This window comes from Streptomyces sp. JH002, assembly GCF_050916115.1.
In the GTDB taxonomy this organism is placed as follows: domain Bacteria; phylum Actinomycetota; class Actinomycetes; order Streptomycetales; family Streptomycetaceae; genus Streptomyces; species Streptomyces xiamenensis.
Genome location: NZ_CP087989.1, coordinates 4,140,218 through 4,166,591, shown reverse-complemented (window position 1 = coordinate 4,166,591; position 26,374 = coordinate 4,140,218). Strand labels below are relative to the sequence as shown.

General features: G+C 71.4%; 21 protein-coding genes, 1 tRNA gene and 1 riboswitch. Of the genes, 9 read left to right on the top strand and 13 right to left on the bottom strand.

Features of this window, described 5'->3' with window-relative positions; all coding sequences use genetic code 11:
* The first annotated feature begins 77 nt into the window (after positions 1 to 77).
* The 6 genes from H7827_RS19140 (at position 78) to H7827_RS19115 (ending at position 7,057) form a co-directional block, all read left to right on the top strand.
* Positions 78 to 719 (top strand): hypothetical protein, encoded by a 642-nt coding sequence (locus H7827_RS19140; RefSeq protein ID WP_432746687.1) that lies wholly within the window; start codon positions 78 to 80, stop codon positions 717 to 719.
* A 25-nt stretch (positions 720 to 744) separates the two neighbouring features.
* Positions 745 to 1,068 carry a hypothetical protein gene (locus H7827_RS19135; RefSeq protein ID WP_386536680.1) on the top strand — a complete coding sequence of 108 codons (324 nt, stop codon included), beginning with the start codon at positions 745 to 747 and terminating at the stop codon, positions 1,066 to 1,068.
* Positions 1,069 to 1,123: 55 nt separating this feature from the next.
* Positions 1,124 to 5,524 carry an RHS repeat-associated core domain-containing protein gene (locus H7827_RS19130; RefSeq protein ID WP_432746686.1) on the top strand — a complete coding sequence of 1,467 codons (4,401 nt, stop codon included), beginning with the start codon at positions 1,124 to 1,126 and terminating at the stop codon, positions 5,522 to 5,524.
* 23 nt (positions 5,525 to 5,547) lie between these two features.
* Positions 5,548 to 5,766: a hypothetical protein gene (locus tag H7827_RS19125; RefSeq protein WP_432746685.1), complete on the top strand. Its 219-nt coding sequence runs from the start codon at positions 5,548 to 5,550 to the stop codon at positions 5,764 to 5,766.
* A gap of 511 nt (positions 5,767 to 6,277) precedes the next feature.
* Positions 6,278 to 6,703 (top strand): hypothetical protein, encoded by a 426-nt coding sequence (locus H7827_RS19120; protein WP_432746684.1) that lies wholly within the window; start codon positions 6,278 to 6,280, stop codon positions 6,701 to 6,703.
* Between the two features lie 138 nt (positions 6,704 to 6,841).
* Positions 6,842 to 7,057: a hypothetical protein gene (locus H7827_RS19115; protein ID WP_432746683.1), complete on the top strand. Its 216-nt coding sequence runs from the start codon at positions 6,842 to 6,844 to the stop codon at positions 7,055 to 7,057.
* A 48-nt stretch (positions 7,058 to 7,105) separates the two neighbouring features.
* Here the strand turns inward: H7827_RS19115 and H7827_RS19110 are convergent, their stop codons facing one another.
* Positions 7,106 to 8,497, bottom strand: coding sequence for an NAD(P)/FAD-dependent oxidoreductase (locus H7827_RS19110; protein ID WP_432746682.1), 1,392 nt, complete (start codon positions 8,495 to 8,497; stop codon positions 7,106 to 7,108).
* A 287-nt stretch (positions 8,498 to 8,784) separates the two neighbouring features.
* Between H7827_RS19110 and H7827_RS19105 the strand changes: the two genes are divergently transcribed.
* Positions 8,785 to 8,925, top strand: coding sequence for a hypothetical protein (locus tag H7827_RS19105; RefSeq protein ID WP_200366719.1), 141 nt, complete (start codon positions 8,785 to 8,787; stop codon positions 8,923 to 8,925).
* Here H7827_RS19105 and H7827_RS19100 read toward each other — a convergent pair.
* The 8 genes from H7827_RS19100 to H7827_RS19065 all read right to left on the bottom strand — a co-directional run bounded on the left by H7827_RS19100 (position 8,922) and on the right by H7827_RS19065 (position 17,576).
* On the bottom strand, positions 8,922 to 9,845 hold the full coding sequence (locus H7827_RS19100) for a Ppx/GppA phosphatase family protein (protein ID WP_030735763.1): 924 nt from the start codon (positions 9,843 to 9,845) through the stop codon (positions 8,922 to 8,924). The genes H7827_RS19105 and H7827_RS19100 overlap by 4 nt on opposite strands.
* Positions 9,846 to 9,856: 11 nt before the next feature.
* Complete coding sequence (locus H7827_RS19095) at positions 9,857 to 10,411, bottom strand: DUF501 domain-containing protein (RefSeq protein ID WP_432746681.1); 555 nt, start codon at positions 10,409 to 10,411, stop codon at positions 9,857 to 9,859.
* 4 nt (positions 10,412 to 10,415) lie between these two features.
* Positions 10,416 to 10,922 (bottom strand): FtsB family cell division protein, encoded by a 507-nt coding sequence (locus H7827_RS19090; RefSeq protein ID WP_200366718.1) that lies wholly within the window; start codon positions 10,920 to 10,922, stop codon positions 10,416 to 10,418.
* Positions 10,923 to 11,016: 94 nt separating this feature from the next.
* A complete protein-coding gene (eno, locus tag H7827_RS19085; protein WP_030735770.1) occupies positions 11,017 to 12,297 on the bottom strand; it encodes a phosphopyruvate hydratase in 1,281 nt (426 codons plus the stop codon).
* A gap of 271 nt (positions 12,298 to 12,568) precedes the next feature.
* The gene (locus H7827_RS19080) at positions 12,569 to 13,258 is read right to left on the bottom strand and encodes a transglycosylase family protein (RefSeq protein WP_432052825.1); all 690 of its coding nucleotides are present in this window, start codon (positions 13,256 to 13,258) and stop codon (positions 12,569 to 12,571) included.
* A 3-nt stretch (positions 13,259 to 13,261) separates the two neighbouring features.
* Positions 13,262 to 13,407, bottom strand: a riboswitch (cyclic di-AMP (ydaO/yuaA leader).
* A gap of 342 nt (positions 13,408 to 13,749) precedes the next feature.
* Entirely contained in the window at positions 13,750 to 14,700 is a 951-nt protein-coding gene (locus H7827_RS19075; RefSeq protein WP_432746680.1) for a transglycosylase family protein, read from the bottom strand.
* Positions 14,701 to 14,941: 241 nt separating this feature from the next.
* Positions 14,942 to 16,222 (bottom strand): cytochrome P450 family protein, encoded by a 1,281-nt coding sequence (locus H7827_RS19070; RefSeq protein WP_410469062.1) that lies wholly within the window; start codon positions 16,220 to 16,222, stop codon positions 14,942 to 14,944.
* Positions 16,203 to 17,576, bottom strand: a complete 1,374-nt coding sequence (locus H7827_RS19065; protein ID WP_386541781.1) for a sensor histidine kinase — start codon at positions 17,574 to 17,576, stop codon at positions 16,203 to 16,205. The genes H7827_RS19070 and H7827_RS19065 overlap by 20 nt, the downstream gene beginning before the upstream one ends.
* Positions 17,577 to 17,766: 190 nt before the next feature.
* Here H7827_RS19065 and H7827_RS19060 point away from each other — a divergent pair.
* Positions 17,767 to 17,839, top strand: a tRNA-Gln gene (locus tag H7827_RS19060).
* Between the two features lie 87 nt (positions 17,840 to 17,926).
* Here the strand turns inward: H7827_RS19060 and H7827_RS19055 are convergent.
* From H7827_RS19055 to H7827_RS19045, 3 genes are all read right to left on the bottom strand, one after another.
* Entirely contained in the window at positions 17,927 to 19,192 is a 1,266-nt protein-coding gene (locus tag H7827_RS19055; RefSeq protein WP_432746679.1) for a serine/threonine-protein kinase, read from the bottom strand.
* Positions 19,189 to 19,686 carry a hypothetical protein gene (locus H7827_RS19050; protein WP_432746678.1) on the bottom strand — a complete coding sequence of 166 codons (498 nt, stop codon included), beginning with the start codon at positions 19,684 to 19,686 and terminating at the stop codon, positions 19,189 to 19,191. The genes H7827_RS19055 and H7827_RS19050 overlap by 4 nt, the downstream gene beginning before the upstream one ends.
* A 176-nt stretch (positions 19,687 to 19,862) precedes the next feature.
* Positions 19,863 to 21,746 carry an N-6 DNA methylase gene (locus H7827_RS19045; protein ID WP_432746677.1) on the bottom strand — a complete coding sequence of 628 codons (1,884 nt, stop codon included), beginning with the start codon at positions 21,744 to 21,746 and terminating at the stop codon, positions 19,863 to 19,865.
* Between the two features lie 178 nt (positions 21,747 to 21,924).
* On the opposite strand from H7827_RS19045, the gene H7827_RS19040 reads away from it, so the two are divergent.
* Positions 21,925 to 22,557: a hypothetical protein gene (locus H7827_RS19040; RefSeq protein WP_432746676.1), complete on the top strand. Its 633-nt coding sequence runs from the start codon at positions 21,925 to 21,927 to the stop codon at positions 22,555 to 22,557.
* A gap of 125 nt (positions 22,558 to 22,682) precedes the next feature.
* On the opposite strand, the gene mfd is transcribed toward H7827_RS19040, so the two are convergent.
* Positions 22,683 to 26,225 (bottom strand): transcription-repair coupling factor, encoded by a 3,543-nt coding sequence (gene mfd, locus H7827_RS19035; protein WP_432746675.1) that lies wholly within the window; start codon positions 26,223 to 26,225, stop codon positions 22,683 to 22,685.
* Positions 26,226 to 26,374 lie beyond the last annotated feature (149 nt).

Sequence of the window (26,374 nt, the reverse complement as noted above, 5' to 3'; positions counted from 1 at the left end):
CCGCTTGTGGGGGCGGCGCGGCGCCGCGAACCCGGGTACCGTGGGCGACGGACGATCAACAGGGGGAGAGCGCGGCCATGGGCAAGAGGGTGGAAGCGGTCCAGGTCGAGCGGTCCGGGTTCTCGATCACGGTGCCCGATGGCTGGTGGGAGTTCGAGATCCGCCCCGAGCTGAGGGACCAGGCGATCCGCCGGCTGATGGACGAGCGGGTCCGGCTGCGTCCGGACGTGGCGGGGCACCGTGAGGTGATGGAGCGGTTCCTGCGCCGCGAGGCGGCGAACGCCTGGGACGCCGGGGCCGCGTACATCGGGTGCATGGCCCAGGCCTTCGGCGACGAGGACGCGCTGGTGACGGCCACCCTGACCGTGACCCTGCTGAGCCCGCGCACCGAGGGCGGCGCGCCGCTGCCGACGGATCCGGGCTCGGTGGCCGGCCAGCTGAAGGAGATCCGGGCGCGCACGGCGGGCGACCCGTGGCGTGCGGTGTCCGTCACGGAGATCGCGGGGGTGGGGCAGGTCGCCAGGACCCGGGGGGTGGAGGATGTCGCACCCGCCGGGGACCGGCGGGTGATGCGGGTGGCCATGATGCAGACCTTCGTGCCGGTGCCGGGCACGGGTCACCAGATCGCCCTGATCTCGGGCACCACGAGGAATCTGGAGCTGACCGATTCCTTCTTCGACGTGTTCGACGCGGTGACGTCGACGTTCCGGTTCATCTGACGCAGAGTTTCCCGGGGGAGGGATCATGTCCGGCGAGCACCTGGGCATTCCGTTCGAGGCACTGGAGTCCTTCGGCGGCGAGGTCGATTCGATCAAGTCCCGCATGAACGGTCTGGGGAGAACGTTCGACGGCTACGAGGACGATCTGGGCGACAGCGGCGTGGTCGACGCGCTGGACAGCTTCGTCGACAACTGGCGTGACGGCCGGGGTGAGATCGACGAGCAGCTGACCTCGATCAAGGAGATCACGCAGAACATCATCACGTTCTTCTCGGACGTGGACGGCGAGTACGCGGCAGAGCTGAGTGAGGACGGGTCAGGCGGCGGCGGACAGCAACAGGCCGTCTGAATCAACGGGGGGGAGCACAAACGTGGGACGGGCATCGGACTGGTCACCGGTCGGAATGACCTCGGACCCCACTCCGGGGGATCCGGACCGGGTCGAGGAACTGGCGGACAAACTCCTCGCCTTCGCCGACGACGTGGCCGACGCGCAGGACAAGCTGCGCAACCTGATGGGGGACAGTCTGCTCGACACGTTCACCGGCGAGACGGCGGACGCGTTCGGCGAGCAGATGGAGAAGGTGCCGCCCAACCTGGCCAAGCTGCACGAGTCGCACGAACTCGCCGGCCAGGCGCTGGCCACGTACTGGCCCAAGCTGCGCCAGGCCCAGGCGGACGCGGATCGCGCGCTGGACGACGCGGTCGAGGCGCAGTCGGACCTCACCTCCGCCGAGACCTGGCTGGAGACGGCAGCCTCCTCGCTGGAAACCGCGCAGGAGGAGGCCGAACCGCCGGACGAGGGCGAGGTGCGCGCCGAGGTGCGGCGCGCACTGACCGACGCGGAGGGCGACCACGAGGACGCCCAGTCGGCGGTCACCGGCGCGCAGGGCCGGCTCGACGCGGCGAAGCTGCTGGCCCAGCAGGCGAAGGAGGCCCGCCAGGAGGCCGCTTCGCTGTGTGTGTCGGATCTGCGCACGGCCTCCGACGCGGGCATCAAGAACAAGAAGTGGTGGGAGAAGGTCGTCGACTGGGTCGCCGACAACTGGGACACGATCGTGCAGGTCGCCCAGATCATCGGCACCATCGTCGGCATCGCGGCCCTGTTCATCGGCGGCCCGCTGATCGCCGGCATCCTGCTGGCGGTGGCTCTGGTCGCCCTGGCGGACACCCTGGTCAAATACTCAAAAGGCGAAGCCTCCTTGTGGGACGTCGGCTTCGCCGTCCTGGACGTCCTCCCGGGCGGCCGCCTGGTGGGTGCGGGCGCCCGCACCGCCCGCACCAGCCTGGGCAGTATGGCCGCGGGTCTTCGGCAGACGGCCGGCAGAGCTCGCCAGGGCCTCGGGGAGGCCGCCCAGGGCACGTACGACCGGATGCGCAATCTCATCCGCCGCGGGGACACCGACCCCGTGGACATGGCGACGGGACGGATGTTCTTGCCGCAGGTGGATGTTGTGCTGCCGGGGACGTTGCCGTTGGCGTTCACCCGGCGTGTGGAGTCCGGTTACCGGGCGGGTTTCTGGTTCGGACCCTCCTGGTCCTCCACCCTCGACCAGCGACTGGAGCGTGACGACGAAGGCATCGTGTTCGTCACGGAGGACGGCATGTTGCTGGCCTACCCACATCCGGAGAAAACCGGAGTCCCCGTCCTACCGGTCGCGGGGCCTCGATGGCCGTTGGTCCGCGCCGCTGAGGTTGATGGGCATGGGGGCGAGCTCGGCTACCGGGTCAGCGACCCTCTGACCGGGCAGACCCGAGTGTTCTCCGCCTTCACAAACCTCGGCGTCGCGCCTTTGCTGCGAATCTCCGACCGCAACGGCAATACCATCGACATCGATTACGACCGCTACGGCACTCCCACCGCCCTCCGGCACTCCGGCGGCTATCACATCTGCGTCGAGACCGACACTCCCGGTCGTGTCACCGCGCTGGTGCTCAGCAAGGACGATGAGCGCATCGTTCTCAAGAAGTACGGCTATACCGAAGGTCATCTCACAGAGGTTGTCAATTCAAGTGGCTTGCCTCTGCGGTTCGCCTACGACCATCGACAGCGAGTGACGTCGTGGAGAGACACCAACGGACACAGCTACGCCTACACGTACGACGAACGGGACCGCTGCGTCGCTGAGGGCGGCCACGCGGGGCACTTCTCTCTCACCCTGCAATACGACGGCACCGAACCGACCTTGCCACATGCCCGTGTCACTACCCTCACCACGGCAGAAGGAGCGGTTTCCCGCTATGTGATCGATGATCACTGCAATGTCATTACGGAGATCGACCCGCTGGGCAACAGCACCCACACGACCTACGACGAGTACCACCACGTCACGGGACTCACCGACGCACTCGGCCACACCACGCGGTTCGTGAACAACGGGTTCGGCCAGCCCGTCGTGGTCTCGGACCCGGAAGGCCGGACGACCCGATACGACTACCACGAGTCGGGAAGACCAAGCACGGTGCGTTTGCCTGATGGTTCGACTTTCCAATACGAGTTCGACCAGTACGGGAATTGCACGGGCGCCACCGATCCGGGAGGAGCCACACGGCGATTCGCCTACGACGAGTCCGGCGGGCTCGTAGCGCGGACTGATCCGTCGGGGGCAACGACCCGAATGAGCTGCAACGGTGCCGGCCTGCCTGTCGAAATCACCGACCCTCTCGGCAACCGGACCGTCCGCGAACTGGACGCCTTCGGCCGTGAAACGGTGGTGACGGACCCAGCCGGGGCGGTGACGTTCACCTGGTGGAATGTCGAAGGCCATAAGGTCCGGACCGTCGCGCCGGACGGAGCCGAACAGACCTGGGCCTACGACAGTGAGGGGAACTGCCTCCGGCACACTGACGCCAACGGCAATCAGACGACCTATACCTATGGCCCCTTCGACACGCTCACGGCGCGGACCGAACCGGGGGGCCAGCGCTATGAGTACGCCCACGATGCCGCGCTCCGAGTTCGTCGGGTAACCAACCCGCAGGGCCTGACCTGGGACTATACCTATGACGCTGCCGGCCGCCTGGTCTCCGAGACGGATTTCGACGGCTCCCGGGTGACGTACGACCGAGACCCCGAAGGCCGTCTCACCGCCCGCACCAACGCGCTGGGCCAGACGACGGTCTTCGAGCGCGACTTCGCGGGCAGGGTAACCCGCAAGGAGGCCGACGGGGCTTCCACCGAGTATGTCTACGACGTACTCGGCCGACTGGCAAGGGCCGAAAACGCGCATGCCGCCTTGGTCATCGAACGAGACGCGACCGGACGCGTGCTTTCCGAGTCCTGCAACGGCCGGGTACTCAGAAGTGTCTACGACGCCTGCGGCCGCCGCACACACCGGATCACACCCTCTGGCGCTTCCAGCGAATGGGGCTTCGACGCGGCCGGGCGCGGCACCACGTTGACGACCTCCGGGCACACCATCGCCTTCGAGCGTGATGCGGCAGGCCGCCCCACAACGCGACGTGTCGACAGCGCACTCGCCCTCACACAGACCTGGGCGCCGACCGGACGTCTCACGGCCGAGGAGGTCACGGCCGCCTCCGGGACCGCGTACACCCGGTCATACGACTACCGCCCGGACGGCCACCTCGCCGCCGTGCTGACGGGAGGCGTCGAGCGGCGCGAGTTCGAACTCGATCCGGCGGGCCGGGTCACCGCCGTTCAGGCCGATGGCTGGACCGAGGCGTATGCCTACGACGAGGCCGGCAACCAGACCTGGGCCGAGTGGCCTCATCAGCGGGGATCTGCCGATGTCCAGGGTGAGCGGGAGTACGGGGGCACACGCCTCACCCGGGCCGGGCGGATTCGGTACGAGCACGACGCGGCCGGGCGCATCACCATGCGGCGGCGGTCACGTCTTTCGAAGAAGCCGGACGTCTGGCGTTACACCTGGGATGCCGAGGACCGTCTGGCCTCGGTGATCACCCCGGATGGCACGGAGTGGCGCTATCAGTACGACCCTCTGGGTCGGCGCGTCGCCAAGCAGCAACTGGCGAATGACGGCAGCGGACGGGTGATGGAGCACATCGACTTCGCCTGGGACGGCTCCGCCTTGGTCGAGCAGACCGTCACCGCCTCCGCCCGGCATGCGCTGTTCACCATCACGTGGGACTACGAGGGTCTGCGCCCACTGGCCCAGACGGAACGCATGACGGATGCCTCCACCCAACAAGAAATTGACCGGCGCTTCTTCGCGATCGTCACGGACCTGGTCGGCACTCCGTCGGAACTGATCGGCGAGCAGGGCGAGCTGGCATGGCAGAGCCGTGCGACGTTGTGGGGCACCACAGCGTGGAAGAGCAATGCCTCTGCCTTCACTCCGCTCCGGTTTCCGGGGCAGTATCACGACACCGAGTCGGGTCTCCACTACAACTACCACCGCTACTACGATCCGGCGACCGCACGGTACCTCTCACCGGACCCTCTCGGCCTGACGCCCGCGCCCAACCCGGTCACCTACGTGCACAACCCGCATACCTGGGTCGACCCCCTGGGGCTGATGTCCTGTGAACATCCTGCGGTCGCCGAAACGCGGCAAGGCAGGGGGAGTCTGGTCAGCCAGCACCCCATGACGGCCGACGAAGCGCTCCAGTCCGGCATCGACTTTCTCGGGGACGGGTATCGGGAACTCGGGCAAGGCCGGGGCGTGTTCCGGAGTTCCGACGGGCTGCGCCAGTTCCGCATGGACCAGGACTCCCTCCAAGGAGGCCACTGGCCTGATGTTCCGCACGTACACTTCGAGATGTTCGAGAACGCCGGAGACAAGAGGCCGTTCGTGAACAACCACGTGCCTCTGATCGACTGAGGGGAAACGCCAGAGTGTGCCCTGTGATCAAGTTGGGCATTGTGGGGCACATCATGTCCGGTGCCGACCAGAACAGCTGGGTGAGAGTTCAGGAACTCCCGGACGACCCACCGAGCTTCCTCATTCTCCTGGCCAGTGACCATGATTTTCACACCGGGATCGGGGACTACTGGGTCGAGGACTATTCTTCACTCGAACAGTTTTTCGAGGAATCTCAGTGGGTGGTCGCCTGGGACGAATGACCCGGTGGACGGCTACGGCTCGCGGCTGCATCCTTGACGAGCCGAAAGAGGCGGGATTCGGTCGAAATGGGATTCTGATGGCGACCGCAATGTCTTCTTCTTTCCCAGATGGCCACCTTCAGATCGAAACCGGCGTCGAAGACAGAGCGCCTTGACCACAACTGGTGCGACGCGGAACCCGAGCGAGCAGAGTCTCCAGCGAGAGGCGAATGGGGTGGCCGCCGGTGATTCACTCATCATTCCGGATATTTCGCAAGCCAAGGTTCTGAAAATTCTCGAGATCCGCGATATTGACAATTATTTGGCGGCAGTACAGATCATTTTCTCTGGCCAGACTGCGATCACCTGCACAGTATGGACCGATGGGTCGCTCGCGTTTATCGTCTCCATGGAGTCTTGCGGAGGCGAGCTGAGGGCCCACACACAAGTGACCCCACAGAGAGAATTCATAGCCCGCCGCGAAACGGCGTTCGTCCCGCCGTTTCGCAGAGACCACGGGAGGGAGATCGCGATGGATGAATCCGTGTCGCTCCTGGCCTCCGACGGTGGCGGGCGGGGTGAGGAACTGCGGCTCATGCTCTCGGACCACGGGCCGCCGTTCCGCGTCGAGGTGACGCGGGAGTCGGGGGTCCGCACGACGTACGAGGGGAACACGTACGGCATCTGTCTTGCCAAGCTTCAGCTGGACATGGAGGACGAAGGGCTCCTGCTCTGCTGCCAGGGAGCCCGCCCTGACACCATGTCCTCCAGCCTGCTGCACGCCTCCGGGGGCAGGCATCTGTACCTCGTCGACCCGGCGGCCAAGAAGATCACCGACGAGCTGGTGGACATCTTCGACCCCGCTCCGTACGAGGCGGTGGCGACCGACGCCGAGCAGCGCAAGGCGTTCTTCGACTTCACGGGGATGACGGACAGCGGCTGGCAGATGCCCCGCTGAGAGGGCGCCGTGCCGGGAAGCGCGGGATCCACGCGGTGGGCTGCTGCATGGTGTCAGGGAGGATGCGCAGTGGACTGGTATCAGGAGCGGGCCCGGCGGGCCGAGGCTGCCTAGAAGGGGACCGCGACGGGACTGCCGGTGGGCGCCCGGGTGACCGGGGTGGTGATCGAGGCCCGGCCCTTCGGGTCCTTCGTGGAACTGGACGGGTGGCCCGAGGCGCTCGGCCTGGCCAAGGTGTCGCGGATGCCGCACGGGATGGTGCTGCCGGCCCCCGGGGAGCGGGTGGCCGGGGAGGTGTACTGGCACACGGACCACAACCACCAGGTGCTGCTGCGGCTCGACGCGTGGACATGAGAAGGGCCCCACCGTTCGGTGGGGCCCTTCCTCACAGGTGTCGTCGCGTCAGCTCGCGGTCGCCTTGGGCTTCTCGGCGGCCTTCTTGGCCTCGGCAGCCGCCGTGACCGGGGCCGCCGCCTCGTAGAACTCCTCGCGGGGGTTCTCCATGGCGCCCAGGGAGACGACCTCGCGCTTGAGGAACATCCCCAGGGTCCAGTCGGCGAAGACGCGGATCTTGCGGTTCCAGGTCGGGACCGCCATGCCGTGGTAGCCGCGGTGCAGGTACCAGCCGATGCGGCCCTTGAAGCGCAGCGTCATCTTGCCGAACTTGAGCGCCGCCACGCCCTTGTGCAGGCCCAGGCCGGCCACCGCGCCCTTGGAGGCGTGCTTGTACTCGCCCTGCGGGAAGCCGCGCATCCCGGAGATCACGTTGTCGCCCAGGACCTTGGCCTGGCGCAGCGCGTGCTGGGCGTTCGGCGGGCACCAGGCGTTCTCCACGCCCTGGGCGCGCAGCACCAGGTCCGGGACCTGGGCGTTGTCGCCGGCGGCCCACACGTAGTCGGTGCCGCGGACCTGGAGGTGGCCGTCGACATCCACGTGGCCGCGCGGGCCGAGCGCGATGCCGTAGCGGGCCAGCGCCGGGTTGGGCTTGACGCCGGCCGTCCACACGATGGTGTTGGAGTCGGCGATCACCCCGTTGGACAGCTCCACGTGGCCGTCCACGCAGGAGTTGACGGAGGTCTTCAGGTGGACCTCGATGTCGCGCTTCTTCAGGTGCTCCAGGCCCCACTCGCCGAGCTTGGGCCCGACCTCGGGGAGGATCTTGTCGGCCACGTCGACCAGCACGAAGCGCATGTCCTCGCGCTTGACGGTCGGGTAGTACTTCGTGGCGTCGCGGGCCATGTCCTCGACCTCGCCGATGGTCTCCGCGCCGGCGAAGCCGCCGCCCACGAAGACGAAGGTGAGCGCCTTGCGGCGGATCTCCTCATCGGTGGTGGAGTCGGCCTTGTCGAGCTGCTCCAGGACGTGGTTGCGCAGGCCGATGGCCTCCTCGACGCCCTTCATGCCGATGCCCTGCTCGGCGAGGCCGGGGATCGGGAAGGTGCGGGAGACGGCGCCCAGCGCGACCACCAGGTAGTCGAAGGGCAGCTCGTACGGGGCGCCGACGGTCGGCGACACCGAGGCGACCTTGCGGTCCTGGTCGATGGAGGTGACCCGGCCGGTGAGGACCTCGGCCTTGGGCAGAACGCGACGGAGCGGCACCACGACGTGCCGCGGGGAGATACTGCCTGCGGCAGCCTCCGGGAGGAAGGGCTGGTACGTCATGTACGAGCGCGGGTCGACGACGGTGACAGTCGCCTCGCCGTATCGCATCTTCTTCAGAATGCGGCGCGCGGCGTACAGACCGACGTACCCGCCACCCACGACGAGGATTCGGGGACGCTCCGTGGTGCTCATGCCATCGAGTATCCACCCACCCCCGGGGGGGACCTCGTGAGGCCCTTCACAAGGATTCCGGACCCCTCTGATACACTGCGCGCCCCTTTCCACCCCTTACCGCCGCGACCTGCGGGGTTGTCCCGCGAGGGGGTGCGGCACCGGTGCTCTGGGGAGCGCTGCGGGGTCCTGTGGATCACGATTAGGCCGTTGTCACCCACTCCCCGCGGCACGCCCATGTGAAAAACTTCACGAAGTTCTCTGCCCTACGGTGAAAACCTCCCCGATCACCGGAAGGACCGTTCACCGTGCCCGAGTTCTCCGTCCGTCCCCCGGCCCCGCCGCACCGGTTCGCCGCCCCGATCGACCGCCTGCTGGTGGGCGCGGGCTGTCTGCTGGTGATCGGGGCGCCGCTCCTGGCGCTGGCCTCCTGCACCGTGTGGCGCTAAGCCCTCCCGGGCCGCCGCTCCACGGTGCTCCACAGCAGGCCGTCGAGGATGTCGCTCTCGGAGACCACCACCTCCGCCGCACCGCTGCGCGCCATGATCCGCGACAGGATCAGCGCGCCCGCGCCGATCACGTCGGTGCGGCCGGGGTGCATCACCGGGATCGCCGCGCGTTCGGCGTGGGTGGACGCCAGCAGGCGGTCGGAGATCGCCCCGACCGTGGCGGCCGGGACGCGGGAGTGGTGGATCGCCGCGGGGTCGTAGGCGGGCAGCTCCAGGGCGATCGCGGCCACCGTGGTCACCGAGCCCGCCAGGCCCACCAGCGTGTCCGCCCCGGTCAGCGGGACGGCTTCCTGGGCCTCGTCCAGGGCCGCGTCGATGTCGGCGGTCAGGGCGGCGATCTGAGCGGCCGTCGGCGGGTCGCTCAGCGCGTGCCGCTCGGTCAGCCGCACGCAGCCGATGTTCACGCTGCGGGCCGCCGTTACCTCGCGGTTCCCCAGTACGAATTCGGTGGAACCACCGCCGATGTCCACCACGAGGGCGGTGCCGGCGCCGGCCAGCTCGCGGGTGGCGCCGGTGTACGACAAGGCGGCCTCTTCCATGCCCGTGATGACTTCCGGCTCGATGCCCAGGATCTCCCGGACGCCGTCCACGAAGTCCGCGCGGTTCTGCGCGTCCCGGGTCGCCGAGGTCGCCGCGAAGCGGATCCGCCCGGCCTCGATGCCGTGCCCCTCGATCGCCGCCGCGTACCGCCGGCACGCCTCCAGGGTGCGCTCCAGCGCCTCGGGGGCCAGCCGCCCGGTGCGGTCCACGCCCTGGCCCAGCCGGACGATCTCCATCCGGCGGTCCAGGTCCTTCAGTTCCCCGGTGGCCGGATCGGCGTCCGCGATCAGCAGCCGGATGGAGTTGGTGCCGCAGTCGATCGCCGCCGCCTTCACGCGCCCGCCCCCTCCGCCGTCGCCGCGCACTCCGTACCGTCCGCGCTCACGCACGGCCCCTTCTTCCACCACTCGGGAAGCATGTCGAGTGCCTCGTCGCCCAGTGGGTTGACCCCGGGGCCCGCCGCCAGGGAGTGCGCCACCAGCACGTGCAGGCACTTCACCCGGTCCGGCATCCCGCCGGCGCTCGGGAAGCCCTCCAGCACCTCGATGGCGTCCCGGCGCGCGAGGTAGTCCTCGTGCGCGGCCCGGTAGGCGTCCGCCAGCTCCGGGTCGGTCGCCAGCCGGGCCGTCATCTCCTTCATCACCCCGTTCGCCTCCAGGGTGCCGATCGCGGAGGCGGCGCGCGGGCAGGTCAGGTAGTACGTGGTGGGGAACGGGCTGCCGTCCTCAAGGCGCGGCGCGGTCTCCACCACATCGGGGTTGCCGCACGGGCAGCGGTGCGCGACCCCGCGCAGTCCGCGCGGGAGCCGGCCCAGCTGGGCCGCCACCGCCGCGGTGTCGCGGTCGGTCGCGGTGTCGCTCTCGGTGTTGTTCGTCATCGCTCTCATCGTGTCAGGGGACGGGGGCCGCTCGGTCGGCCTTGTCGATGCCGTCCCACAGATTGTCGTACCAAGGGCGGTTGGCGGGCGCGCTCCGGTTGCGGAGCCGCTCCGCCTCGCCGTCCTCCTGGGCGCCGGGCGGGGCGGGGAGGATGTAGCCGGTCTCCCCCGGGCGTACGTAGTGCAGATGACGGCGCGCCTGCTGCTCCACGAACGCCGGGTCCTGCCAGCGGGCCTTCTCGTCCCGCAGCTCCTCCACGCGCTCCTCGGCGTCCTGTGCCTTGCGCCGCTCGTCGCCGATCTCCGAGCGCTGCGAGACGTACTCGCGCAGCGGGTAGGCGAGCGCCACGATCAGGGCGCAGATGACCAGCGCCAGCAGCGCCGCGCGGCCGGTGAGCCGGCTGCGGCGCACGGGGCGGCGCAGCCGCTTGTTCTGTGCCCGGTAGACCCGGGCCGCGGCCTGTTCGCCCAGCGCCCTGATCCGGGTCGCGGTGGAGAACCGGTCCCGGTCCGCCGCCACATCAGCCTCCCCGTCACGCCGTCCCGTACCAACAGCTGTCCCCGCCACCGTACGGGACGGGTGGCGGGGACGGTGGCACCGGCGGCCGGGGTTGTCAGCCCTGGAAGCGCGGGAAGGCGCTGCGGCCCGCGTACACGGCCGCGTCGTCCAGGATCTCCTCGATCCGCATCAGCTGGTTGTACTTGGCGACGCGCTCGGAGCGCGCGGGGGCGCCGGTCTTGATCTGGCCGCAGTTGGTGGCGACGGCCAGGTCGGCGATGGTGACGTCCTCGGTCTCGCCGGAGCGGTGGGACATCATGCAGCGGTAGCCGTTGCGCTGGGCCAGCTCGACGGCGTCCAGGGTCTCGGTCAGCGAACCGATCTGGTTGACCTTCACCAGCAGCGCGTTGGCGGTGCCGGAGTCGATGCCGCGCTGGAGGCGCTCGGGGTTGGTGACGAACAGGTCGTCGCCGACGATCTGCACCTTGTCGCCCAGCTGGACGGTGAGGGTGTGCCAGCCCTCCCAGTCGTCCTCGTGCAGCGGGTCCTCGATGGAGACCAGCGGGTACGCCTCGACCAGCTCGGCGTAGTACGCGGTCATCTCCTCGGCGGTGCGGGTCTTGCCCTCGAAGGTGTAGACGCCGTCGCTGTAGAACTCGCTGGCGGCCACGTCCAGGGCGAGCGCGATGTCCTGGCCGGGGGTGTAGCCGGCCTTCTGGATGGCCTCGATGATCAGGTCGAGGGCCTCGCGGTTGGAGTCGAGGTTCGGGGCGAAGCCGCCCTCGTCGCCCAGGCCGGTGGACAGCCCGCGCTCCTTGAGCACGGACTTGAGGGTGTGGTACGTCTCGGCGCCCCAGCGCACGGCTTCCGAGAAGGACTCGGCGCCGATCGGGGCGATCATGAACTCCTGGATGTCGACGTTGGAGTCCGCGTGCGAACCGCCGTTGAGGATGTTCATCATCGGCACCGGCAGCAGGTGCGCGTTGGGGCCGCCCAGGTAGCGGAAGAGCGGCAGGTCGCGGGACTCGGACGCGGCGTGCGCCACGGCCAGCGAGACGCCGAGGATGGCGTTGGCGCCGAGCGAGGACTTGTCGGCGGTGGCGTCGAGGTCGAACATCGCCTGGTCGATCAGGCGCTGCTCGGTGGCGTCATAGCCGACCAGCTCGGGGCCGATCTGCTCGATGACGGCCAGCACGGCCTTCTCCACGCCCTTGCCCTGGTAGCGGCCGGCGTCTCCGTCGCGCAGCTCCAGCGCCTCGAAGGCTCCGGTGGAGGCGCCCGAGGGGACGGCGGCGCGGCCGGTACTGCTGTCGTCGAGGCCAACCTCGACCTCGACCGTGGGGTTGCCTCGCGAGTCGAGGATCTCGCGGGCTACGACGACGTCGATGGACGGCACAAGGTTCTCCTTCGTCTGGATGGACGTCTGTCTTATGGCGTCTTGAAACCCTCTGAGCCTAACCGGCTCCCGTCGTGCCACCGCTCACAAGCTCGCCACAAACTGTGCCGCTGGGGGTGTTGTCGCTGGTCAGAGACGGTTTTCCGGGCAGGCATCTTTTTGTTTACGAGCGGAAGAAAACCCGGCGCGGGGTGGCTGAACGGCAGGTTGCGCTGCCGCTCGCCACCCCGCGCCGGGCGGGAGGATCGTTTCGCCGGTCCTTCGGGTCAGCTCACAGGGCGAGCTGCTGGCCGGGGAAGATCAGGTTGGGGTCATCCCCGACGACCGACTTGTTCTGCTGGTACAGCTGCTGCCAGCTGACGCCGTGGGCGGCGGCGATCTTCGACAGCGAGTCGCCGGCCACCACCGTGTAGGTGTCGCCGGACGCCACGGGGGCGCTCTCCTCGGTGTTCTCGGTGGACTGCGGGGCCGGGGCCGGGGCTTCCTCGACCGGGGCCGGCGTCTCCTCGACCGGGGCCTCCTGCGCCGGGGCGGGAGCCTCGGTGGTGGCGCCGGCGTCCGGGTTCACCTCGGCGGCCGGGCCGCCGGCGGACAGGCCCGCACGGGCGCCGCAGACCGGCCAGGCGCCGGGGCCCTGCATGGACAGCAGCTGCTCGGCGGTGGCGATCTGCTGCTCCTTGGTGGCCTGGTCGGCCTGCGGGGCGTACTGGGTGCCCCCGGCCGCCGCCCACGAGGAGTTCGAGAACTGCAGGCCACCGTAGTAACCGTTGCCGGTGTTGATGGACCAGTCGCCGCCCGACTCGCACTGGGCGACGGCGTCCCAGGTGTCCACGGAGGCGGCCTGGGCGCCGGTGGCACCGATCAGGGGGATGGCGACGGCGGCACCGGTGACGCCGGCGGCGGCCGCGAGACGGGTGGGCTTGGAGGGGCGGCGGTGACGGCCCTTACCGGAGAACAGCATGACGATCCTTCTCACCGGACGCCTGCGAGGTGAGCTGTCGGGTTCGGGTCAGTGAGTTGCCCGGCCGGGGCGGACGGATCCGTCCCGGCTTCACCCCAAGCCGCCCCGGGTCCGGCCCGTTCCGGGGAACGGATCGGTCTCGGTACGGCGTTCCGCCGCCCGGCCGCCTGACGGCCGCCGGGTGACGGACTGGGTCCCCCGCTCCTGCCAAGCGGTTGTGGCGCAGTGGTGGTCCCCCGGCCGGCGGCAGGATTCGGCGTACGGCCAGGGCGCCCGGTGTGTAAATCCGAGCGCTGGACACTAAACACAGGCCGACTAACGATTCAAGAACGATGAAGATCGCGGCGCGGCCTGGGCTTGACTCCGAACGGGGGATGTCTCCGCAGGTCAACGGGGAATCGGACAGTGCGGACCAGTCGGGCGGCATTGCCGCATAACGAGACGATGGTCACACTTAACCCGGTACGGAAGTCGCCGTCCGCATCGGTCCTTTATGCGCCCTTCCCGCCCAACTCAAGCTGCAAACCGGGGACTATATGGTCAGGGTTGTCCCCAATGACCGATTCGTTCGCCTGGTAGAGCGCCGGCCAACCGCCGTCCACCGTGAGCGCGTCGGCGATCTCCGAGAGCGTGTCGCCGGTGAGCACCTCGTACGCGCCGGACGCGGCGTCCTCCGCCGCGGCCTCCTCGGCGCCCTCCTCGGGGGCTTCGCCGGTGGCCGGGTCGGTGCGCTCCCCGTCGCGGTCCGCTGGGCGTTCGGCGTGCCGTCCGGTGCCGTCGGTGTTCTCACCCGGCTGGGCGTCCGGCTCGGGCGCGGCCTCACCCCGGTGGCGGCCGGAGCCGGAGCCGCCGTCCGTCCCGGTGTCGGCGGCGGAGCTGTCCTCCCGCTGCTCGCCGGCGGCGTCGGCCGCCGCGTCCGCGCTCTTGTCCGCGGGCTTCCCGGTGCTCTTGTCGCCGGCCCCGCCGGCCGCCGCGTCGTCCGTCGCCCCCGCGCCGGAGCCGGCGTCCGCCTCGTCCTCGGTGTCCGCCGTCTCCCTGGGGAGGATCTCGCCGATGCCGCTCTCGGTGGCGCCGGGCACCTCTGCGGTGACGTCCGTCTCCTCCTGGCCGCCGGCGCGGTACTCCTGCCACAGACCGGTGGTCACCGCGCAGCCGGGGAACGCGGCCTTGCCCTGCGCCGCCAGCATCCGCTCGGCGACCGTGATCTGCTGCGCCCGCGAGGCGAGGTCGGGCCGCTTGGCGAAGTCGGTGCCCCCGTGCGCCTCCCACTGCGCCAGCGGGATCTGGAACCCGCCGTAGTAGCCGTTGCCCGTGTTGGCGGTCCACACGCCGTCGCTCTCGCACGCGGCGGCGGCGTCCCAGGTCTCGGGGGTCACGGCGTTGGCGGACGTGGCGCCCAGCAGTGGCAGGGCGATGCCCGCTCCGGTGACTCCCGCGGCCACCACGAAAGCGGGGGCCTGCTTGGGACGACGATGACGACCTGTGCCGGAGCGCATGTGACTGCCTCTCGTGCGAACGACATGGAAACGGTGGTGCGGTACTGCGCTGGTGCGGTACTGCGGTGTGCTGCGGTGGTGCGTACTGTCCGGCCGCTGCGGCGCGGTGGTGCAGTTGAGCGCAGAACCTAGCCCGCCCTCCGGTGCGATCACAAGCTGATCCCACCGAGATCACATACAGATCACACTACTGACTCTCCGTCACATGGCTGGATGTGAACTCTACCGGCAGTGAGCGGAGTCCTCGCATGATCAGGCCACCGCGCCACCGCAGATCGTCAGGATCCACCGCAAGCCGGATATCCGGCAGTTCGCTCAGCAGCATCCCGATCGCCGCCCGCCCCTCCAGCCGCGCCAGCGGCGCCCCCAGGCAGTAGTGGATGCCGTGCCCGTACCCCAGATGCTGGTTGTCGCGCCGGGCCAGATCCAGCACATCGGGCCGCTCGAACCGGCGCGGATCGCGGTCCGCGCCGGCCAGCACCACCAGCACCGGATCGCCCCGTTCCACGCGCTGCCCGCCCAGGACGAGCGGCTCCCGCGCGAACCGCCACGTCGCCAGCTCCACCGGGCCGTCGTACCGCAGCAACTCCTCCACCGCGCTCTCCAGCAGCGCCTCCTCGCCCGCCGCCAGCGACCGCCGCAGATCGGCCAGTTCCGCCGGGTGGCGCAGCAGCGTGTACAGGCCATTGCCGATGAGGTTGACGGTCGTCTCGAACCCGGCGAACAGGAGGATGAAGGACATCGCGGCCGCCTCGTCCTCCGTCAGGTGTTCGCCGTGGTCGGAGGCGCGGATCAGGTCGGAGATCAGATCGTCCCCCAGATCGGCGCGCTTACGGTGGATCAGATCGCCGAGATAGGCCCGCATCCGCTTCACCGAGCGCCCGACTCCGCCCCGCTTTCCCGACGGATGCAGCATCATCCCGGCCCAGTCGCGGAAGTCGTCCTGGTCCTCCCGGGGGACGCCGAGCATGTCGCAGATGGCGTAGATCGGCAGCGGGAAGGCGAACTCATGGATCAGGTCCGCCTCGCCCCGCCCCGCGAAGGAGGCGATCAGCGAGCCGGTCAGCTCCCGCACCCGCGGCTCGAAGGCCGCCACCCGGCGCGGGGTGAACGCCTTCGCCACCAGCCGGCGCAGCCGCGTGTGATCGGGCGGATCGATGTTCAGCAGGTGCGTCATGACATTGGCGCCGCGCTCCCCCGGGATGCCCACCCGGCCGCTGTGGTGCGCCTGCGCGCTGTGCCGGTCGGGGTTCTTGCTCAGCCGCGGGTCGGCCAGCGCGGCGCGGGCGTCCGCGTACCGGGTGACCAGCCAGGCCGCCACCCCGCTGGGCAGCTCCGCCTTGTACACCGGGGCGTTCTCCCGCAGCCAGGCGTACGCGGGGTACGGGTCGGCGCCGAATTCCCGGCTGAAGAGGGGAGGGGAGGGAGTCGTCTGCACCCGTACGACGCTACGACGCGAGTCCGACACCGGGTGCGGCCGGGGACCTGTCCCGGTCCGGGATGACCGCCGAGACCCGGAAACCGCCCCCGTCCAGCGGACCCGACACGAACCCGCCGCCCAGCGCGGTGACCCGCTCCCGCATGCCCAGCAGCCCGTTGCCGCCGGAGGGCAGCGCCGCCGGCGCGCCGGGCTGGCCGCCGCCCAGCGGGGCCTCGTTCAGCACCTGCACCGCCACCTCACCGTCGCGGTGCGCCAGCCGCACCCGCGCGGCGGCGCCGGCCGCGTGCTTGTGCACATTGGTCAGCGCCTCCTGCACCACCCGGTACGCGGTCGACTCCACCTGCGCCGCGTACCCGCGCGGATCCCCCTCCACCGACAGCTCCACGGCCATCCCGGCCGCCCGGGACTGGTCCACCAGCGAGGCCACCTCGCTCAGCCGCGGACCCCGCGCGCCGCGCCGCCCGGCCGCCGCGATCTCCGCGAGCCGGGCCGCCGCGTCGGCCGCGCTCTCCGGCTCGCCGCCCGCCGCACCCGCCGCCTCGCGCGGCTTCTCCTCGGTCCGCAGCACGCCCAGCATCGTCCGCAGCTCGGTCAGCGCCTGCCGCCCCATGTCCGCGACCAGGCCCGCGTTCTTCGCCGCCTTGTCCGGATCCTTGGGCGCCACCGCCTGCAGCGCCGCCGCGTGCACCACCATGAGGGACACCCGGTGCGCCACCACGTCGTGCATCTCGCGGGCGATCCGGCGCCGCTCCTCGCCGCGCGCCCACTCGGCGCGCTCCTCGGCGCGCTCGGCCAGCAGCCCCAGCTCCCGTTCCAGACCGTCCGCGCGGTCGCGCAGCGACTCCACGAGCCGGCGCCTGGCGCGGACGTACATCCCCAGCAGCACGGGCGGCAGCGTGATCGCCACCGCGAAGAGCGCCGCCACGAACGGCTTGAACCACATGGGTATCGGCTGCTCGCGCAGCCCGGCGTCCTGTTCGATGAGCAGGAAGGTCACCAGGGCGGTGCCCACGCACACCATGGACGCCATGACCCCGATGATCCGGCGCGGCACCTCGGTGGTGGCCAGCGTGTACAGGCCCACCGCCGCCATGCCCATGCCCATCTGGGCCGGCAGCACCGCGATGGCCACCAGGATCACCGCCAGCGGCCAGCGCCGCCTGACCAGCAGCACGGACCCGGCCAGCCCCCCGAACAGCGCGGTGGGCACCACCGGCAGCCCCGTACGGCCGGCGAAGACGACGCTCTGGACGACGCACTCGATCGCCGAGGCCAGGGCCAGCGCCCCGTCCAGCAGGACGCCGCGCCGCCGCTCCCACCACCACAGCGCGGCGCCCCCCGGCCCCGCCTCCCCGGTACTCTCCGCCCCCGACTCGCTCATACCACCCACCCTAAGGGCGCGGTCCACACGTTTTCAGGCGCCGGGAGGGATCGGTGCCGGGAGGGGAGGGCATCGGCGCGGACCGCGGGCGTCCCGCCCCGGGAGGGGGGTGCGGCGGTGGGCCGAAGTGCCGTTCACGGCCTCGGATTCCGGTCGGCGGGGTCGGCTCGGGTAGGGTCTGTCCCGGCGATCCGCCGTGGGGTAATCGGTAGCCCGCAGGACTTTGAATCCTTGTAGTGCTGGTTCGAGTCCAGCCGGCGGAGCCCATCGGAGGCGGGGGTCCGGCAGGCGGCCGGGCCCTTCGCCCCAGCACCCCTCCCCCCTCGGGCCCGCGCCGGCACAGCTCCCGGCTACCGGTGCCCCAGCCGGGACAGGCACTCCGCCTCGTCGGAACGCAGCTGGATCACGGTCTGGTCGTACGGGCCCCGCTCGGCGGTGAAGTCCTGGAGCAGCCGCTGGATCTCCGGCAGCGCGCGGCCGTACTGGGCGGTGGCCATCAAGGTGGCGGCGTACTGCTTGCGCAGCGTGCGCACCACCGGGGAGTGCTGGCCGTAGCGGGCGGCGGCCCGGGGCACGGTGTGGCTGAGCAGCTCGGCCGCCTGCGCGTACTGGTGCCGGTCCAGCAGCCGCCGCACCTCCTCCACCACGGCCGACAGGTCCTGTTCGCGGGCGCGCGGCCGGGTGGCGGGCCAGGGAGCCATCGGGTGCCAGAAGGGGCGGGTGGGGTCCATGGGGACGGCGGGCGGCGCGCCGGCCGCGCCCGGGGCGGGCAGCAGCGGGGTGAGCGCGGCGAACACCTCGTGCGCGTCGGCGGGGCGGCCGGACGGGTCCTTGGCGAGCAGCCGGTGAAGGAGCACGGCGAGCCCGGGCGGGATGTCGGGGCGCAGTTGCTGGAGCGGCGGCGGCTCCTCGTGCAGCTTCTTGTAGAGCAGACCGGCCGCGTTCGGGGCGCGGAAGGGCGCCTGCCCGGTCAGGAGTTCGTACCCGATGGCGCCGAGCGCGTACAGGTCGGCGGCCGGACCGACCGGCGGGCCGCCGACGGCCTGTTCGGGAGCCATGTAGACGGGGGTGCCGAGCAGGGCGCCGGTGCGGGTGAGCCGGGTTTCCTCGTGCTCGCCGCGGACGGCGGCGATGCCCAGGTCGAGGATGGTCACCCGGCCGTCCATCCGGATCATCACATTGCCGGGCTTGAGATCGCGGTGCACGATCTCCACGGCGTGCACGGCGGCGAGCGCCGAGCACAGCTGGGCGAGGGCGGCGACCGCCCAGGTCCAGGGGTACGGGTCGTGCTCGGCCAGGTGGTCGGAGAGGTCGCTGCCGTCGATGAGCTGCATGACGAGGTACAGCTCATCGCCCTCGCTGCCGGCGTCGTGCACCCCCACCAGGCCCGGGTGGTCGATGCGGGCGGTGGCGCGGGCCTCGCGCAGGAAGCGGCGGCGCAGTTCCTCGGGGTCGGTGGTGCCGGACAGGGAGGACAGCTGGTTGGCGTGCAGCAGCTTGACGGCGACCTTCCGCCCGCCGAGCGCGGAGTCCTGGGCCGCCCAGACCTCCCCCATGCCGCCCTTGCCCAGCGGCTCGGTCAGCCGGTAGCGGCCGGCCAGCACGCGGGGGGTCACCGGTGCCCGCCCTCTTCCTCTTTCCTGAGGTAGGCGCCCAGCTCGTCGAGTTCGTCGGCGACCTGCCGCATCCGGGGCGAGGCGGCGGTGGGCGGCGCGGGGGCGGCGGCCGGCGGCGGACCGTACGGGGACGGCGGCCCGTACGGGGCGGGGGGCCCGTAGTACGGAGCGGGGTACGCGACCGGGTGCGGCACGGCGGGCACCCGCCCCGGGCGTTCGAAGCGGTCACCGCGGACCGCGTGGACGGTGGCGGCGACGATGAGCGAGAGCCAGAAGAAGCCGACCAGCGCGGACACCTCGGCGACCTCGCCCTCCTCGGTCTCGGTGGTGGGCAGGAGGTCGAGCCACACCAGCAGGCCGACGGTCAGCAGGACGTACAGGCCCAGCACCGCCCAGTCCAGGGTGCGCCTGCGCTGCAGCGCGAAGCGCAGCATGGGCACCCAGGAGAGCAGGCCCAGCGACAGCGCGGGGAAGCAGGCGAACAGGGTGCGCATGATGAGCGCCCGCGCGCCGGGGCCGCGGCGCGGTGCGGCGGCCGGGGCCGGCCCAGGAACCGGAACCGGCGGCGGGCCCGGGGGCGAAGACGGCCCATACCCGTACATGTGCTCTCCCCGTCACCCGTTCGGCTCCCGCTTTCCGCGGGGAAGGATGATATCCGGGGCGGGGGTGCTCAGTCTCCGGGCGGCAGGGTTCCCTCGGTGAGGCCGTCGACGGTGCCTTGGACCAGTTGCCGTCCGAGATCGGCCGCGTGCTGGAGGGCGTCCTCGAACGCGGCGAGATCACGGAAGCCGCGCCCGTAGCGGCGCTGCGTCTCCAGCGGCAGCCGGGGGACCTTCAGCCGCCGGACGTCCACCCGGGTCGCGCTGGAGGCGTAGCTGCTGGCCTGCCGGGTGTTGGCGGTGCCCCGCAGGAACCCGGCGAGGAACCAGGGGTCCAGGGCCGCGGTGTCCGGGCGCAGCAGGGACAGCCGGCGGTCCGGCGGTTCGCCCGCGGCGGCGTCGGTGACGACATGGGTGGCGGAGCCGTCCAGCAGCAGCGGGACGAGGACGTCCCCGGCGCGGGTGGCGGGCGGCGGCTCTCCGGCGGCGGAGTGCGTGTGCAGTTCGAGGGCGCCGGCGCGGACGAGTTCGCCGATGGTGACGGTGGACCAGTGCGCGCCGGGCGCGGTGCCGCTTCCCTCGTCCGGGTGGACGGCGGCGGCCAGGGACGCGGTACGGCGCAGGGTGCCGCGCAGTTCCTCCTGCACGGCGGCCAGGGCGGCGGTCCCGGTGGCCTCGGTGGGGGGCGGCAGGTGGCGGGCGGGGGCCAGGTCGACCTCGTCGTCCAGGAGGTCGATGACCGGCAGCGCCCGGCGGGTGCCGGGGACGGGGCCGATGTCGCCCGCGCACCGGAACTCCTGCCAGGCGTCGAGGATCGTGCGGCGCAGCCCGGGCCAGTCCAGGCCCGCGCGGCCGCCGCCGGCCGGGCGGTGGGTGGTGGCGGTGTCGACGACCAGCAGCCGAGGGTCGGGGGCGGTGGTGCCGTCGGGCTTGCGCAGCACCCACAGATGGAGCGGGAGGCTGTGCGGCGGGGCGGCGCCGGCGGGCAGCGCGATGACGGCGCGCAGCGCCCCGCGGCGCAGCAGGGCGGCGCGGACCCGGCGTCCGGTGCGGCGGGAGGCGGCGGCGGGGGGCATCAGCAGGACGGCGGTGCCGCCGGGGCGCAGCCGGGCCAGGGCGTGCTGGACCCAGGCGAGTTCGGATTCGGCGCGGGCGGGCAGGCCGTACTCCCAGCGGGCGTCGTAGGTCAGCTCGCTGTGGCCCCAGTGGCGTTCGTTGAACGGGGGGTGGCACAGCACGGCGTCGACGGTGAGGTGCGGGAAGGCGTCGGCGAGCAGGGAGTCGCCGTCGCGGACCTGGACGGTGGCGGAGCCGCGCAGGGCCAGGCGCAGGGCGCCGAGCCGGGCGAGCACCGGGTCGGCGTCCTGGCCGTACAGCTCGGTGGGCGGCGCGGCGGGGCCGCGCCGGGCGGCGGCGAGCAGGCCGCCCGCGCCGCAGGCCGGGTCGAGGACGGAGTGGGCCGGTCCGGCCAGGGCGGCCATCAGGTCGGCGGTCTCGGGCGGGGTGAGGGTGAGCCGGGCGGCGGCGCCGTCGGTGTAGCGGCCGAGCGCGAACTCGTACGCCTCGGCCGGGTCGCTCCCGGCGGCGACGCGGGCCGCGGCGCGGGCGAGGGGGGTGTCGGGCGGGCCGCCGCCTCCCGGGGTCCCGGCGCCGTGGCCCAGGTACTGCTCGCCGAGCGCGGTCAGGGCGGCGCTGTGGCCCGCCGGGTCGGACTCGATCAGCTGCCACAGCCGTTCGCGCGGCGGCACCTCGGCGAGTTTGCCCTGGTCGCGCAGCCATCGTTCGATCTCGGCGAGGGAGAACGTGGGGCTGGTCTCGGTGCCGCCGACGGGCCGGGGGAAGTGCTCGTAGCGGCGCCGCCAGTTGCTGACGGCGGCGCGGCCGACGCCGGCGAGGCGGGCGATCCCGGCCGCGGTGACCTCGGTGGTGTGGTCCGGCACCTGCATCACTCCCATCCCCGCCATCCCCCGTCCGTGTGTGTAACGGACCTTACCTACCCCAGAGTGCCCTCTCGATACACGGTCAGTCCATATCGGGCACTCATTTCCCGTGTTGACTCGGTTCACAGGCTGTGTTGTAGTTACGCCATCGGTTCACGAAGAGCCGGGACAACACCCTGGGAGGGGACCCGTCATGACCGCCACCGCCACGCCGCAGCAGCCCCGTACCTCCTTCCGCCGCCGCCGGATCCAGGCCCTGGCCGGACTCGCGGCCGTCACCCTGGCCATGGGCGCGCTGACCGCCTGCGGCGAGGACAAGCCGACCAAGAACGAGGGGGCGGCGACCCCGGCGGACAGCGACACGACGCAGGAGGAGACCCCGGACCAGGACACCGGGGAGGACGAGGCGGCGGACGACGCGGCGGCCGGGAGCGGCTCGGACTACTTCACCGTCGACGACATGGCGGTGTGGGAGGAGAGCGGGATCGAGATCAGCGCGGAGGCCCCCGAAGCCTTCGCCCCGGGCGAGTACGCGTTCATCGAGGCCGACGAGTACGACGCCTACAAGGTCGAGTTCACCCTCACGAACACGGGCACCGAGCGCCTGGAGACCGCCTTCATCATGCCGTTCGCCTACGACGAGAACGGCATCGAGGTCGAGGACATCTACGACGGCGACATCAGCATGGGCTTCCAGAGCAAGGTCGACCCGGGCGTCACCGTCACCGCCGAGTACGGTTTCGCGCTTCCCCCGGGCAGCACGTCCTTCACCGTCGAGATCTCCGACCTCCTCGACGAGGAAGCGGTCTGGAAGTTCGAGCTCTGAGGCGCCGCCCCTTGGCGTCCGCCCGCCGCTGAACGGAGGGAGCGGCGGGCGGACGCCGAGGGGCCCGGGGTACGTACGGCGCGTACGTACCCCGGGCTCCTTCCGCGTGCTCGTGCGCTCCTGGGTCAGGACCCCGGGATCGTGGTCAGGAACTCGCCCGTCCACGCCAGCAGCTGCCGCCCCGTCAGCGGCTTCCCGCCGACCCTCGCCGTCGCGGGGCGCGGCACCAGCACCTGCCCCGCCGCCCGCTTCACCACGGACCCCGGGTACACCCGGGTCAGCCGCAGCTCCTGCGACTCGCGCAGCTCCACCGGCGAGAAGCGGATCTTGTTGCCCTGGAGCGTGATGTCCCCCACCCCGCAGGACCGCGCCAGCATTCGCAGCCCCGCCACCAGCAGCAGGTTCTCCACCGGCTCGGGCAGCGGACCGTAGCGGTCGGTCAGCTCCTCGCGCACCGCCGCGATGTCCTCCTCCGTCGTCGCCGCCGCGATCGAGCGGTACGCCTGGAGCCGCAGCCGCTCACCCGGCGCGTAGTCGTGCGGCACATGGGCGTCCACCGGCAGCTCGATCTTCACCTCCAGCGGCGCCTCCTCCGGCTCGCCGCCACCGGCCTCCAGCGTCGCCCGGTAGTCCGCCACCGCCTCGCCGACCATCCGCACATACAGATCGAAGCCCACCCCGGCGATGTGCCCGGACTGCTCCCCGCCCAGCAGATTGCCCGCGCCCCGGATCTCCAGGTCCTTCATCGCCACGTACATGCCCGCGCCCATCTCGGTGTGCTGGGCGATCGTCGCCAGCCGCTCGTGCGCGGTCTCCGTCAGCGGACGCTCCGGCGGGTACAGGAAGTACGCGTAGCCGCGCTCGCGGCCCCGGCCCACCCGGCCGCGCAGCTGGTGCAGCTGCGAGAGCCCGAAGGTGTCGCCGCGCTCCACGATCAGGGTGTTGGCGTTGGAGATGTCGATACCGGACTCAACGATCGTCGTCGAGACCAGCACGTCGAACTTCTTCTCCCAGAAGTCCACCACCACCTGCTCCAGCGCCGACTCGCTCATCTGCCCGTGCGCCGTGGCGATCCGCGCCTCCGGCACGATCGCGCGCAGCCGCGCCGCCGCCCGGTCGATGGACTCCACCCGGTTGTGGATGTAGAAGACCTGGCCCTCGCGCAGCAGCTCACGCCGCAGCGCCGCCCCGATCTGCTTCTCCTCGTACGGGCCGACGAACGTCAGCACCGGGTGCCGCTCCTCCGGCGGCGTGGTGATCGTCGACATCTCCCGGATGCCGGTCACCGCCATCTCCAGGGTGCGCGGGATCGGCGTCGCCGACATCGTCAGCACGTCCACGTTGGCCCGCAGCTTCTTCAGCTGCTCCTTGTGCTCGACGCCGAACCGCTGCTCCTCGTCCACGATCACCAGACCGAGGTCCTTGAACTTCACCTCCGAGGAGAACAGCCGGTGGGTGCCGATCACCACGTCCACCGACCCCTCGCGCAGCCCTTCGAGCACCGCCTTGGAGTCGGACTCCGACTGGAAGCGGGAGAGCGCCCGCACCGCCACCGGGAACTGCGCGTACCGCTCGGAGAACGTGCCGAAGTGCTGCTGCACGAGGAGGGTGGTGGGCACCAGCACCGCCACCTGCTTGCCCTCCTGCACCGCCTTGAACGCGGCACGCACCGCGATCTCGGTCTTGCCGTACCCGACGTCGCCGCAGATCAGCCGGTCCATCGGGACCGACTTCTCCATGTCCTCCTTGACCTCCCCGATCGTGGTGAGCTGATCGGGGGTCTCGGCGTACGGGAAGGCGTCCTCAAGCTCCCGCTGCCAGGGGGTGTCCGGGCCGAAGGCGTGCCCGGGGGCCGCCATCCGCGCCGAGTACAGCTTGATCAGGTCGGCGGCGATCTCCTTGACCGCCTTCTTCGCCCGCGCCTTGGTCTTGGTCCAGTCCGCGCCGCCCAGCCGGTGCAGGGTCGGCGCCTCGCCGCCCACGTACTTGGTGACCTGCTCCAGCTGGTCGGTGGGGACGAACAGCCGGTCGCCGGGCTGGCCGCGCTTGGCCGGGGCGTACTCCACCAGCAGGTACTCGCGGGTCGCGCCCTGCACGGTGCGCTGCACCATCTCGATGTAGCGGCCCACCCCGTGCTGCTCGTGGACGATGTAGTCGCCGGCCTCCAGGGTCAGCGGGTCCAGCGTCTTGCGGCGGCGGGCCGGCATCCGGGCGCCGTCGCGGCCGGCCGCCTTCTGGCCGGTGAGATCGGTCTCGGTGAGAACCGCCAGGCGCAGCGCCGGATCGGTGAAGCCGTGCTCGATCGCGCCGCAGGCCACATGGACCAGCGCGGGCGCGATCTCGCCCGGCAGGCCCCTGGCCGCCAGCCGGGCCGCGATGCCCTCGCCCGACAGCACCTCGGCGGTGCGGGAGGCCGGGCCCTGGCCCTCGGTGAGGTAGACGACACGCCAGCCGTCCGCCAGCCAGCCCTTGGTGTCGGCGAGCGCCCGCGCGGTGTCGCCCCGGTAGGACTCGGCGGCCCGCAGCCCCAGCCGGACGGTGTCGTCCTCGGCGGTGGCGTCCGCGCTGAACGGGCTGACCGTCCACCACGGCATGCCCAGCTCGGCGGCGTGCTCGCGCACCTCGGCGATGCCGCGCAGCGAGGCGGCGCCGACATCGATGGGCGCGTCCCCACCGCCGGCGCTGGCCGCCCAGGAGGCCATCAGGAACTCCTGGCTGGTGGCGACCAGGTCGGCCGCCCGGGTGCGGACCCGCTCCGGGTCGCACACCACGGCCATCGCCCCGGCGGGCAGGACGTCCAGCAGCAGCTCCATGTCATCGACCAGAACCGGGGCGAGGGACTCCATGCCCTCCACCGCGATGCCCTCGGCGATCTTGCCGAGCAGTTCGCCCAGCTCCGGGTGCTCCTCGGCGAGCACGGCGGCCCGCTCCCGTACGGTGTCGGTCAGCAGCAGCTCACGGCACGGCGGCGCCCACAGGCCGTGTTCGGCGATCTCCAGGGACCGCTGGTCGGCGACCTTGAAGTAGCGGATCTCCTCGATCTCGTCGCCCCACAGCTCCACCCGCAGCGGGTGCTCCTCGGTGGGCGGGAAGACGTCGAGGATGCCGCCGCGCACGGCGAACTCGCCGCGCTTCTCGACCAGCTCCACCCGCTGGTACGCGGCGGCGGCGAGCGCGGCGGTCACGCGCTCCAGCTGGACGCTCTGCCCGCCCCGCAGGCTGACCGGCTCCAGGTCACCGAGCCCGGCCACCTGCGGCTGGAGCACGGAGCGGATCGGCGCGACCACGACGGAGACGGGGCCGGCGCCCGGGTCCTCCGCACTCGGGTGGGCCAGGCGGCGCAGGACGGCGAGCCGGCGGCCGACGGTGTCGGCGCGCGGCGAGAGCCGCTCGTGCGGCAGCGTCTCCCAGGAGGGGTACTCGACGACGCCGTCCGGGGGCAGCAGCGAGCGCAGCGCGGCGGCCAGGTCCTCGGCCTCCCGACCGGTGGCGGTGACGGCCAGCACGGTACGTCCGGCGCCGCGCGCCAGGGCGGCGACGGACAGCGCCCGGGCGGCGGGCGGTCCGACGAGATCCACCTGCCGGCGCGTGCCGGCGCGCGCGGCGGTGACCGCCTCGGCGAGGGCGGGGTCTTCGACGACGGCATCGAGCAGGCCGTGCAGGCTCATGGAGGTCCATCCGGTCCGGTCACGGGGCGGGCAGGCACGCACAACAGCCCGGTACGCGCAGCGCACCGGGTTTCCCCCAGCCTACGCCTCCACACCTCCACCCAAATGGGTGCATCGTGCAAGCGGATGGATACACCTGGTGACCGACG

Coding starts and splice junctions, on each gene's coding strand:
- H7827_RS19140 (WP_432746687.1), top strand. CDS start 78: ATGGGCAAGAGGGTGGAAGCGGTCCAGGTCGAGCGGTCCGGGTTCTCG.
- H7827_RS19135 (WP_386536680.1), top strand. CDS start 745: ATGTCCGGCGAGCACCTGGGCATTCCGTTCGAGGCACTGGAGTCCTTC.
- H7827_RS19130 (WP_432746686.1), top strand. CDS start 1,124: ATGACCTCGGACCCCACTCCGGGGGATCCGGACCGGGTCGAGGAACTG.
- H7827_RS19120 (WP_432746684.1), top strand. CDS start 6,278: ATGGATGAATCCGTGTCGCTCCTGGCCTCCGACGGTGGCGGGCGGGGT.
- H7827_RS19110 (WP_432746682.1), bottom strand. CDS start 8,497: ATGAGCACCACGGAGCGTCCCCGAATCCTCGTCGTGGGTGGCGGGTAC.
- H7827_RS19095 (WP_432746681.1), bottom strand. CDS start 10,411: ATGAGAGCGATGACGAACAACACCGAGAGCGACACCGCGACCGACCGC.
- H7827_RS19080 (WP_432052825.1), bottom strand. CDS start 13,258: ATGCTGTTCTCCGGTAAGGGCCGTCACCGCCGCCCCTCCAAGCCCACC.
- H7827_RS19065 (WP_386541781.1), bottom strand. CDS start 17,576: ATGAGCGAGTCGGGGGCGGAGAGTACCGGGGAGGCGGGGCCGGGGGGC.
- H7827_RS19050 (WP_432746678.1), bottom strand. CDS start 19,686: ATGCGCACCCTGTTCGCCTGCTTCCCCGCGCTGTCGCTGGGCCTGCTC.
- H7827_RS19045 (WP_432746677.1), bottom strand. CDS start 21,746: ATGGGAGTGATGCAGGTGCCGGACCACACCACCGAGGTCACCGCGGCC.
- H7827_RS19040 (WP_432746676.1), top strand. CDS start 21,925: ATGACCGCCACCGCCACGCCGCAGCAGCCCCGTACCTCCTTCCGCCGC.
- mfd (WP_432746675.1), bottom strand. CDS start 26,225: ATGAGCCTGCACGGCCTGCTCGATGCCGTCGTCGAAGACCCCGCCCTC.